This window comes from Streptomyces hirsutus, assembly GCF_001418415.1.
Lineage (GTDB): Bacteria > Actinomycetota > Actinomycetes > Streptomycetales > Streptomycetaceae > Streptomyces > Streptomyces hirsutus.
Window position 1 is genome coordinate 1 of record NZ_LIQT01000215.1, and the last position, 10,692, is coordinate 10,692.

Below are 10,692 nucleotides of genomic sequence, written 5' to 3' on the forward strand. Positions count from 1 at the left end.
CCTCCACCTCCGCCTCCGCCTCCGCCTCCGCCCACCCCGACGGTCCACCAGTGGAGCGCACTCGCCTACGACATCAGCGGCGACGGTGACGCTCCCGAGATGCGCATCCGCGGGAGCAGCTGGGTCTGGAAGCGCTCGGCCCTGCCCATCGCCCGCCGGAGCTACTCCCCGGGCGTGACGGTCCACGGCCGTTCCTCCGTCACCATCGACCTGAACCGCCCGTGCACCGCCTACGACGCGATGGTCGGCGTGGACGACCTGACGATGAAGCTGGGCAAGGTCGCCTTCTCCGTCCACGCGGACGGCGTCCCCCTGTGGAACTCCGGGCCGATCAAGGGCGGCGACCGAGCCGTCCCGGTCCACGTGGACCTGACGGGCCGCAAGACCGTACGCCTGGTGGTGGAACCTCGCGGCCCCTTCGACCGCCTGGCCCTGGCCGACTGGGCCGAGTCCCGCTTCACCTGTACGTAGGTCCTCTCAGACCCCCCGGGCCAACGCCCCCCGCTGCGGGGCGATCCCCCCGGGCACCGCCCGCTGCCGCCCGGGCGTCCCCGTCCAGCACGTCCCCCGCCGCGCCAGCAGCCGCCGCAGCCACAGCTCCAGCGCGACCAGATCCGCAAGCCCGTCCAGCGGCAGCGGCTCCCCTTCCGCCGCGGCCCGCAGCGCCTTGCGCACCACGCGGGCCTCGACCAGCCCCGCCTCCGCGAGCAGCGGCGTGTCGAACAACGTCATCAGCGTGCCTGCGGCGACCCGCAGGCCGATCCGCGCCTCGGCAGCGGCGTTCGACTGGGTCGGCGCACCCCACCCGGTGGGCAGGTCCCGCACGCCGGACCCTTCCAGCACGCTCCGCAGGATGGAGGCCCGCGCCCCCGGCTTCACCCGCAGTGCCTCGGGCAGCCCCCGGCACGCGCGGACGACCTGGTTGTCGAGGAACGGTGTGTGCAGCCGCTGGAAGCGGATCTCGGCGGCCTGCTCCAGCACCCGTACACCGGCCGCGTACCGGGTCAGTGCCGCACGCGCGCGGAAGTCACCGGGCCGCTGCCCCGGCCCCACGTCGGACCGGCGGGTGGACGTCTGAAGGCGAACCGATACTTCAGCGAGCGCCTCCCCGGTCAGCCAGCGCGCCGCCGGACCGGGTCTTCCCCAGGTCAGCGCGGCCAGCGAGGCGTCCGCCGCACCCCAGGGGGTCCCGTCGTCCAGCTGGTGGCGCAGCAGCTGCTCCGCGAGGGTCTCGAGTCCCGTGCGGTACGGCGTACGGGCCAGGCGCCGGGCCGCGGCGTACACGCGCGCGGGCACCATCACGGACCCGTCGGCTTTCGCCAGCGCGGCGACGGGCCGTACGAGATGGCGCCGCTTGCGGTCCATGAGGAGGTCGGCGAGGCGCGCGGGATGCGCGTCGAGCACCTGCCGGGCCCCGTACCCCGTGAAGTGGTCGGCGCTGCCCGCGGCCAGCCGTGCCCGGTGCCGGGCGGCGGTGACCAGGGAGGGGGCCGGCTCGTCCGTGAGCGGCCCGTCGAGGTCGGCGTACGGCAGGGTGTCCTCGCCGCCGGGGACGACCACATGGTGCAGCCGGGGGTTGGCGGCCAGCGCCCCGGCGCGCGCGATTTCGTCGGCCCGGCCGCCGGCCGAACCGCTCCCCGCACCGGCCTGGCCCCCCGCGAGATCGTTGAACGTGACGGCGAGCAGCCGCTCGCCCGCGCCGGTGCCGTGCCCCAGCACGGTCCCCGGCATGCCCGGCAGCCCGGCGGCGAGCAGCGCCAGGGTCCCGGAGGCGGGCCCGCCGGAGAGGTCGGCCCCGATCCCGGGCACCGGCATCCCGCGCGCCGCGCGCCGTTCGGCGGGGCCCATGCCCGGCACCGGGCCGGGATCGATGTCGGCGCCGGGGACGTGCCGGGGCGCGGCGAGCCGGGTGCGTACGGCCTCGACCAGCGCGTCCCGGACGGCGTCCACCGCGCGGTCGGGGTCGGCGGGCGGCGCGGCGACGGCGAGCGAGGCGACGGGCTCGTACCCGGCGATCTCGCGCGCCCCGGCGCGCAGGATCAGCGCATGCCCCGGCGGAACGCGTTTCACGCCGTCGTACGGAGTGGAGTCGTGGAGCGCGGCCGGCACGTCGGGGGCGGCCAGGAGCGCGGCGAGGTGGCCGAAGTCGAGGTTGGCCTCGACGAGGTCGGCGAGCGGCAGCGCGGCGGTGGCGTAGGCGGTGCCGCCCTCCCACGGGGTGTGGAACACCGGCCGGGCGCCCGCGAGGTCGCCGCAGACGGTGACCCGGCGGCCCACCTGTACGACGGCGGTGTAGCTGCCCGGCCAGGCGGTCAGATGGCGCAGCGCGCCGCCGCGCGCGGCGAACAGGGCGACGCGCAGCTGTTCGTCGGAGGCGCCGCAGGTGCCGAGGACGGCGATCCGCGTCTCGGCGTCGCCGGTCACCACCCGCACCTCGTCGGGGCGCCAGTCGCCGACCGCCCACAGCGGATCGGGGTCGCCCCACAACAAATGGGAACCCACCGGTTGCAGTGTCTCGCCGTCGGGGCCGGTGGCGCCGGCGGAGCCGTACGCCAGGGCGCCCGCGGCGGCGCTGCTCCATCCCACCAACCACCGCATCGACGCCTCCACAGGCTGTGGACAACCGGCGCACCGCACGCACCGGTTCACCCATGCTGCCATGAAGGAGGCGCTCAGGAGGGGTGCCGGTGCCGCATGTGCTCCGTCGGATGCGCCCCGGCGAATACTCCTACCCCGATCTGAACACCCGCCCGAGGCAAGGAGATCGTCCGCTCGCGACCACGCGCCCACCTGCACCGCTGCGACGCGAATGCGCCCCCCAGCGCGCCCCAAGAACCACTAACGCGCCCTCAACTGCCAGGATAGATGGGCTGACAGCCCTGAAAGAGTGGGGTCGATTTTCGGCCAATTCGAAGAGGCGAGGACAACCTCGAACACGCTCCGTACAGGCTCTGCGCACCGCCGGGAAGCCGTGCGGTCCGGGAGACGGAGTGCGTCTCCCGGACCGTTCCGCCGCCCGCGGGGATGAAGGCGGCGGTGTCCCCCAGCCCACTGGATCCAGTACAGCGGGCCGACCCACGCAAGGACCATGGAATCGGCCCCGCCGTGGCCGGAGTAGAGCGCACGCACGGGCGCACGGCCACACGCCGGGAGCATGCAGCAACTGCGCGTATCGGACCCGCACTTCAGTACGGACCACAATCCCGCCATCCGGAAGAATGCCCCTTAACGCTTGGGATGCGGCGAACTACGCTGGGTTTACGAATGCCGCGCGGTTATGCCAGAGCGGCAGCCGTCTGTGTCGAGGGGTGGCGCATGTCCAGGGAGCTCCGCGGGCCGAACGAAAAGCTCGGCACCGTCCTCGCCCTCGCGGGTATCTCCAACGCGGGCCTCGCGCGGCGCGTCAACGACCTTGGCGCCCAACGCGGGTTGACCTTGCGCTACGACAAGACGTCGGTGGCGCGCTGGGTGTCGAAGGGCATGGTGCCGCAGGGTGCGGCGCCCCACCTGATCGCCGCCGCCATCGGCCAGAAGCTCGGCCGCCCGGTGCCGCTCCACGAGATCGGCCTGGCGGACGCGGATCCCGCACCCGAAGTGGGCCTGGCCTTCCCCCGGGACGTCGGACAGGCGGTGAAGTCCGCCACCGAGCTGTACCGGCTGGACCTGGCCGGCCGCCGCGCGGGGTCCGGCGGCATCTGGCAGTCGCTCGCCGGATCGTTCGCGGTGAGCGCATATGCAACGCCTGCCTCACGCTGGCTGATAACCCCGGCCGACAGTTCGGTCGCACGCGAGGTGAGCCCCGGGGAGGGCTCCGCCGCACCGGCCAGAGTCGGCCACAGCGATGTGCGCAAGCTGCGCGAGGCCGCCGAGGACGCGCGCCGCTGGGATTCCAAGTACGGAGGCGGCGACTGGCGTTCGTCGATGGTCCCCGAGTGCCTGCGGGTCGAGGCGGCGCCCCTGCTGCTGGGCTCCTACGCCGACGACGTGGGCCGTTCCCTGTTCGGCGCGTCGGCCGAACTCACCCGGCTCGCCGGCTGGATGGCCTTCGACACCGGCCAGCAGGAGGCCGCCCAGCGCTACTACATCCAGGCCCTGCGCCTGGCCCGCGCGGCGGCCGACGTCCCCCTGGGCGGATACGTACTGGCCTCCATGTCCCTCCAGGCCACCTACCGCGGCTTCGGCGACGAGGGCGTCGACCTCGCCCAGGCCGCGCTGGAGCGCAACCGCGGCCTGGCCACGGCCCGCACCATGAGCTTCTTCCGGCTCGTGGAGGCACGCGCGCACGCACGCGCGGGTGACGCCCCGGCGGCCGGCACGGCCCTGAAGGCGGCCGAGGGCTGGCTGGAACGTTCCCGCCCCGGTGACAGCGACCCGGTCTGGCTGGGCTTCTACTCCTACGACCGCTTCGCCGCCGACGCCGCCGAGTGCTACCGCGACCTGAAGGCCCCCCGCCAGGTCCGCCGCTTCACCGAGCAGGCGCTGTCGCGGCCGACGGAGGAGTTCGTCCGCTCCCACGGGCTGCGGCTCGTCGTCTCGGCGGTCGCCGAACTGGAGTCGGGCAACCTGGACGCCGCCTGCGAGCAGGGGGTGCGCGCGGTGGAGGTGGCCGGCCGCATCTCGTCCGCGCGCACCACGGAGTACGTCAGGGACCTCCTGCACCGCCTGGAGCCCTACGGCGACGAACCCCGCGTGGTCGAGCTGCGCGAGCGCGCCCGGCCCCTGCTGATGACTCCCGCCTGACGCCCGCCCGATGCCCGTGCGCCCCGCCTGATCCGGGCCGTCGTCTGCCGGCGGCCCCCGGCAGCCCCTTGCCGCCTTCCGGGTTGTACGGGGTTTACGGGCGTTGTCAGTGGCGCAGTGCACTATCGGGACCTGGAGGTGGTGCGGGTGGTGCGGCGGGCGTACGACTGCGAGGTGCTGGTGATCGGCGGCGGCATCATCGGCCTGTCGACGGCGTACGCGATCACCCGCGCGGCACCGGGCACGCGGGTCACGGTGCTGGAGAAGGAACCCGGCCCCGCCCGGCACCAGACGGGCCGCAACAGCGGCGTCGTCCACAGCGGCATCTACTACCGCCCCGGCTCCCTGAAGGCCCGGTACGCGGTGCGGGGCGCGGCCGAGATGGTCAAGTTCTGCGCGGAGTACGGCGTCCCGCACGCGGTGACGGGCAAGCTGATCGTCGCCACCCGCCGGGACGAGCTGCCCCGCCTGCACGCCCTGGTCCAGCGCGGCCGGGAGAACGGTCTGGCGGTCCGCGAACTGGGCGCCGCGCAGATCGCCGCGTACGAGCCGGAGGTCGAGGGCCTGGCCGCCATCCACGTCGGCACCACCGGCGTCTGCGACTACGCGGCGGTGGCCCGCCGGCTGGCGGCCGCCTCCGGCGCGGAGATCCGCTACGGCGCGCGGGTCACCCGGGTCGACCGCCGCCCGGACCTGGGCGTGGCCGCCCTGACCGCCGCCGGGGACGTCGTGCGCGGCCGGGTGCTGGTGAACTGCGCGGGGCTGTACTGCGACGAGATCGCCCGCCTCACCGGCGACGACCCCGGCATGCGCATCGTGCCGTTCCGCGGCGAGTACTACGAGCTGGCCCGCCCGGAGCTGATCCGCGGTCTGGTCTACCCGGTGCCCGACCCGGCGTTCCCGTTCCTCGGCGTCCACCTCACGCGCGGCATCGACTCGGGCGTCCACGTCGGGCCCAACGCCGTACCGGCACTGGCGCGCGAGGGCTACGACTGGCGGACGGTCCGCCCGCGCGAGCTGGCCGCCACACTGGCCTGGCCGGGCTCCCGGCACCTGGCCCGCCGCCACTGGCGGCACGGCACCGGCGAGCTGCACCGTTCCCTGTCCCGGCGGGCCTTCACCGAGGCGGTCCGCCGGCTCGTGCCCGCGGTCCGGGAGGCCGACCTGGTCCCGGCCCCGGCGGGCGTACGGGCGCAGGCGGTGCTGCGCGACGGCACGCTCGCCGACGACTTCCTGATCCGGGAGACGCCCCGCGCGGTCCACGTCCTGAACGCCCCCTCGCCCGCGGCGACCGCGTCCCTGCCCATCGGCCGGGAGGTGGCCCGCCGGACCCTGGCCGCCCTGGACGGCGTACCCCGCTGAGGCGACCGCTCCCGCGGCCGTCGGACGAATCCCTCGCGGCACCCCCGTAAAATCGTCAGCACTGTGTCTGACTCCGTGAACACCCCCGAAGCACACGCCCGGCCCTCCGAGCACACTCCCGGCGTGTCGGTCCGCCGTACCCGGGAGAAGGGGGAGCCCCGCTTCCCGGACGGCCCGAAGGCCGATCCCGCCGGGTCGCACTTCGAGCGGCGGATCCGGAGTTTCCAGCCGCGCCGGAGCCGGGTCACCGCCGGGCAGGCGGACGCGCTGCAGCGGCTGTGGCCCCGGTGGGGCTTCGACGTCGACGGCCGGCAGCGCCTCGACCTCGCCGAGTTCTTCGGCAACGACCGCCCGGTCGTCCTCGAGATCGGCTTCGGCATGGGCGAGGCCACCGCGCGCATGGCCGCCGCCGATCCCGGCACCAACATCCTCGCCGTGGACGTCCACACCCCCGGCCAGGGCCATCTGCTCGGCCTCGCCGACCAGCACGGCCTGGACAACGTGCGCGTCGGCAACGGCGACGCGATCATCCTGCTGCGCGAGATGCTCACCCCCGACGCGCTGGGCGGGCTGCGCGTCTACTTCCCCGACCCCTGGCCGAAGAAGCGGCACCACAAGCGCCGGCTGATCCAGCCTGCCTTCCTCGACCTCGCCGCGACCCGTCTCGCCCCGGGCGCGACCGTGCACTGCGCCACCGACTGGGAGCCGTACGCCGAGCAGATGCTCGAGGTGCTGACCGCGCACCCCTGCTTCGAGAACACCGTGGCGGACGGCGGTTTCGCGCCGCGCCCGGAGTTCCGGCCGCTGACCCGTTTCGAGGGGCAGGGGCTGGACAAGGGACATGTGGTGAACGACCTGCTCTTCCGCCGCGTACACCACGACGACCGGCCCGACACCCGGGCCGCCCCCCGGTCCGAGGACCGGAACGCCGCCGGCGCCTGAGCCCACCCGGTGTTCCTGCGGGCAGCACCGCTCCCTCGTTAGGGTCAATGCTGTGGCCATCAGCCGTCCGTACCCGACACAGCCCGGCGCGGCCCCCGGCCCCTCAGGGCCGGCCGACGGGCCCGCCCCGCGGCACGCGCACTGGTGGCAGCGGCCCCGGGTGCGCTGCGGGGCGCTGGCGGCCCTCCTCGCGCTTTCGGGTCTGGTCATCCTGGGTCTGGTCCGCGAGCAGACCGGTACGGAGGGTTTCCTGGTCGGCCTCGGCCTCGCCGTCCTGCCGGTGCCGCTGCTCGTCGCCGCGTTCCGCTGGCTGGACCGGGTCGCGCCCGGTCCGTGGCGCAATCTCGTCTTCTCGTTCGCCTGGGGTGCCGGCGCCGCCGCGCTCATGGCGATCGTCGCCAACAGCTTCGCCACGCGGTGGATAGCGACGGAGACCGCCGACCCGTCCCGCGCGGACACGCTCGGCGCGACCGTGATAGCCCCGGTCGTGGAGGAGTCCGCGAAGGCCGCCGCCGTCCTGCTGGTCTTCCTGTTCCGCAGACGCGACTTCACCACGATCCTCGACGGCGTGGTGATCGCCGGCATCACCGCCACCGGTTTCGCCTTCACCGAGAACATCCTCTACCTCGGCACCGCCTTCGGCACCGACCAGCTCACCGGCGGCAGCGGCGTCTCCTCCGTCACCGCGGCGACGTTCTTCGTCCGCGTCGTCATGTCGCCGTTCGCGCACCCGCTCTTCACGGCCCTCACCGGCATCGGCTTCGGGGTGGCCGCGCTCGCCACCGGGCGGCGGCGCCCGGCGCGCTTCCTGCTCCCGCTCGGCGGCCTGCTGCTCGCGATGGGCCTGCACGCGCTGTGGAACGTCTCCTCGACCCTCGGCGAGTACGGCTTCTTCGCCGTGTACGCGGCGTTCATGGTGCCGTCGTTCGGCCTGCTGACCTGGCTGGTGGTGTGGACCCGGCAGCGCGGGCTGCGGACCGTACGGGAGGAGCTGCCCTCCTACGTCAGGGCCGGCTGGCTGACCCCGGCCCAGCCCTACGCGCTCGGCTCGATGCGGGCCCGGCGCGTCGCCCGGCGGTACGCGCGCGGGCACGGCGGCCGGGCCGCGTCCCGAGCGGTGGCGCAGTACGGGGCGTACGCGACGTCGCTGGCGTTCCTGCGGCACCGGGGGCGCCGCGGCCGCGCGGGTACGGACTTCGCCGCGCGGGAGCACGAGCTGCTACGGGAACTGTGGCGGCGCCGCGACACGGCCCGCCCGGCCCTGGAACACGCGGCCCGGGTCACCGCACCGCCCGCACCGCCCTGGCCGGTGTACGGCCCGTACGGCTCGCCCTGGGTGTACGAGGGGTACGGCCCGTACGGGAGACACGGGCCGTACGGGAGGTACGGCGCCGTGAACCCCGCGTACTTCGCGCACCCCGGGTACCCGGCGGCCGGGCCGAACCCGTACGCGTACCCGTACCGCCCCTGAAACGCCGGACCGGCAGCCCTGACGTCGGGGGGTCGTCGTCAGGACTGCCGGGGCTGTGGCTGCGAGAGCGTGTGAAGACCGGCCGGGGGCCGGGGTCTCAGACGGTGAGGCCCTTCGACTGGAGCCAGGCCAGCGGGTCGATGCCCGTGCCGGAGCCACCGGTGTGCACCTCCAGGTGGAGGTGGGCGCCGGTGGAGTTGCCGGTGGAGCCGACGCGGCCGATCACGTCGCCGGTGTTGACCTGCTGACCGACGCTGACGTTGATGGAGGACTGGTGGGCGTACCAGATCTCGGTGCCGTCGTCGAGGGTCAGCACGGTCTTGTAGCCGTAGGAGCCGTCCCAGCCGGCGGAGGTGATCGTGCCGGTGTGGACCGCCTTGATCAGCGTGCCCGTGGGGGCGGCGAAGTCCAGGCCGGTGTGCTGGCCGGAGGACCAGTAGGCGCCGGCCTGACCGAAGGTCGAGGAGATGGTGTACGAGGAGGTCGGCAGCGCGTACTGCGTGGCCAGCTCGGCGAGACGCTCGGCCTCGGCCTTCTTCGCGGCCTCCTCCTCCGCCTCCTTCTTCGCGGCGGCGGCCTGCTCCTCCGCCTCCTTCTTCGCGGCGGCGGCCTGCTCCTTGGCCTCCTTCTCCGCCTTCGCGGCGGCTTCGGCGGCGGCCTTGTCCTCGGCCTGGCTCTGCTGCTGCTCGACCTGGGCCATGATCCGGGCGCGCAGCACCTCGCCGGCGTCGGAGGTGCTGCCCTGCTCGGCCTCGTCGGCGACCGTGCCGATGCTGCTGAGCGGGGTGGCGGAGCCCTGGGGGGTTTCCTCGTCGGAGATGAGGGAACCGACGGAGGGAAGGTCCGGCATCGAGATCGAGACCGGCGGCTTGCCGGTCTGGGCGCTGGCCATGCCGCCACCGGCGACCGCGGCTATGACACCGACGCCCAGGACGGTGGAGCTACGGGCGAGGCCTCCGCCGCGCTGCTTGCCGACGCGATGCCGGCCGCGCACGGGAGGAAGGGACTCCGCAGTGGGGTTCCACTCCTCGAAGGGGCCCTCGTCGGTGCGGATGCTGCCGTAGCCGAAGGTGTCGCTGTCGCGCTGGCTCGGCATGAAGGGGGCCTCGGGGGCAGGCCGGTTCGACGCCACGTGGGCGCACTCCTTTCCTTCCTTCTCGCCTACCGGGTTAGCTGACGGGTTCGGAGCAGGAAGGTCTCCTACGCGCGTATACCGTCCGTGTCTCCACGGGGGCATCTACGCGATTCACCCCAAGATGTTGGTTCCCCGGTTCCCTTGCGGGATTCGGCGCGTGCGCACGGAGCCGACTCGTGTGACGGCTGGGACGACCGCGCTGCGTTATCGAACGTTAATAGACGGAGGGCTCGTATTCCAAGCCGTTCTTCTTGATCGTTAACGATTCCCGCACGGACTTAAGCATCACGACCGCCCCAAAACGGGCGAGTTGACTCTCCCTCGTTCGTCACACTACATCTGACGGTACATCAGTTGTTATGCGCAGCGGGGCGGTCCGATCACCCGGCGTGATATCGGCGGGGAGGGGCCCGGAGAACGCGTTCTCGAAACCTCCGCCGGAAGACGGGCCGGAGGGCGGGAACGGGAACAGAAGTGGGAACGGAAACGGAAACGACCGAGGGCCGGAACCCTTTCGGATTCCGGCCCTCGGCCTTCAGTAGCGGGGACAGGATTTGAACCTGCGACCTCTGGGTTATGAGCCCAGCGAGCTACCGAGCTGCTCCACCCCGCGCCGTTGTGTAACCAGCATACGGCATCCGCGGGGCACTCCGCACACACATGATCCCCGCCCCTCCGTCACCGGCCGGTCAGATGGCGGTTCGGCGCCTCGGCGGCCTCCTTGTGCTCCGGCAGGACGACGACCGTGGCTCCCTCCGCGGCCAGCACTCCGCTGCCGTCGGCGCCCGCCACGAAGGTGTCCGGCTCCCGCCACGCGGTGACCACCCGCCGTACCCCCGCGTCCAGGATCAGCCGGGCGCAGGGCACCGGACGGGAGGTGCGGCGGGCACAGGGTTCCAGGCTGGAGTACACGGTGGCGGTCGCGAGCCGCGGGTCCGCGGGGTCGATCTTGGCGAGGGCGGCCTCCTCGGCGTGCACCACCGGGTCGCCGCCCTCCCGGGAGTGGCCGCGCGCCAGTTCGGTGCCGTCGGCCGCCACGACC

Annotated in this window: 8 protein-coding genes, 1 tRNA gene and 1 riboswitch; of the genes, 5 read left to right on the plus strand and 4 right to left on the minus strand. The window is 73.7% G+C overall.

Annotation, left to right across the window (positions count from 1 at the left end; genetic code table 11):
* Positions 1 to 471 (plus strand): NPCBM/NEW2 domain-containing protein (locus AOK11_RS17455; protein ID WP_206188873.1); only part of this gene is annotated, 471 nt, incomplete at its 5' end.
* Between the two features lie 6 nt (positions 472 to 477).
* On the opposite strand, the gene AOK11_RS17460 is transcribed toward AOK11_RS17455, so the two are convergent.
* Complete coding sequence (locus tag AOK11_RS17460) at positions 478 to 2,598, minus strand: asparagine synthase-related protein (protein WP_055594644.1); 2,121 nt, start codon at positions 2,596 to 2,598, stop codon at positions 478 to 480.
* Between the two features lie 717 nt (positions 2,599 to 3,315).
* Between AOK11_RS17460 and AOK11_RS17465 the strand changes: the two genes are divergently transcribed.
* The 4 genes from AOK11_RS17465 to AOK11_RS17480 all read left to right on the plus strand — a co-directional run bounded on the left by AOK11_RS17465 (position 3,316) and on the right by AOK11_RS17480 (position 8,515).
* A complete protein-coding gene (locus AOK11_RS17465; RefSeq protein WP_055594645.1) occupies positions 3,316 to 4,740 on the plus strand; it encodes an NsdA family TPR-like regulatory protein in 1,425 nt (474 codons plus the stop codon).
* A gap of 117 nt (positions 4,741 to 4,857) precedes the next feature.
* Entirely contained in the window at positions 4,858 to 6,102 is a 1,245-nt protein-coding gene (gene lhgO / locus AOK11_RS17470) for an L-2-hydroxyglutarate oxidase (RefSeq protein WP_420902997.1), read from the plus strand.
* A 63-nt stretch (positions 6,103 to 6,165) separates the two neighbouring features.
* The gene (gene trmB, locus AOK11_RS17475) at positions 6,166 to 7,044 is read left to right on the plus strand and encodes a tRNA (guanosine(46)-N7)-methyltransferase TrmB (RefSeq protein ID WP_206188874.1); all 879 of its coding nucleotides are present in this window, start codon (positions 6,166 to 6,168) and stop codon (positions 7,042 to 7,044) included.
* Positions 7,045 to 7,096: 52 nt separating this feature from the next.
* Complete coding sequence (locus AOK11_RS17480; protein ID WP_079034918.1) at positions 7,097 to 8,515, plus strand: PrsW family intramembrane metalloprotease; 1,419 nt, start codon at positions 7,097 to 7,099, stop codon at positions 8,513 to 8,515.
* A gap of 97 nt (positions 8,516 to 8,612) precedes the next feature.
* Here AOK11_RS17480 and AOK11_RS17485 read toward each other — a convergent pair whose 3' ends face one another.
* From AOK11_RS17485 to AOK11_RS17495, 3 genes are all read right to left on the minus strand, one after another.
* Entirely contained in the window at positions 8,613 to 9,647 is a 1,035-nt protein-coding gene (locus tag AOK11_RS17485) for a M23 family metallopeptidase (protein ID WP_055594647.1), read from the minus strand.
* 11 nt (positions 9,648 to 9,658) lie between these two features.
* Positions 9,659 to 9,816: riboswitch (cyclic di-AMP (ydaO/yuaA leader) on the minus strand.
* A gap of 373 nt (positions 9,817 to 10,189) precedes the next feature.
* Positions 10,190 to 10,263 (minus strand) — tRNA-Met (locus AOK11_RS17490).
* A 65-nt stretch (positions 10,264 to 10,328) separates the two neighbouring features.
* On the minus strand, positions 10,329 to 10,692 hold a 364-nt coding region (locus AOK11_RS17495; RefSeq protein ID WP_478501589.1), incomplete at its 5' end, for a cytidine/deoxycytidylate deaminase family protein.

What these genes read in the sequence shown, in the direction of transcription:
- AOK11_RS17460 (WP_055594644.1), bottom strand. Translation starts at nt 2,598, where the DNA reads ATGCGGTGGTTGGTGGGATGGAGCAGCGCCGCCGCGGGCGCCCTGGCG.
- AOK11_RS17465 (WP_055594645.1), top strand. Translation starts at nt 3,316, where the DNA reads ATGTCCAGGGAGCTCCGCGGGCCGAACGAAAAGCTCGGCACCGTCCTC.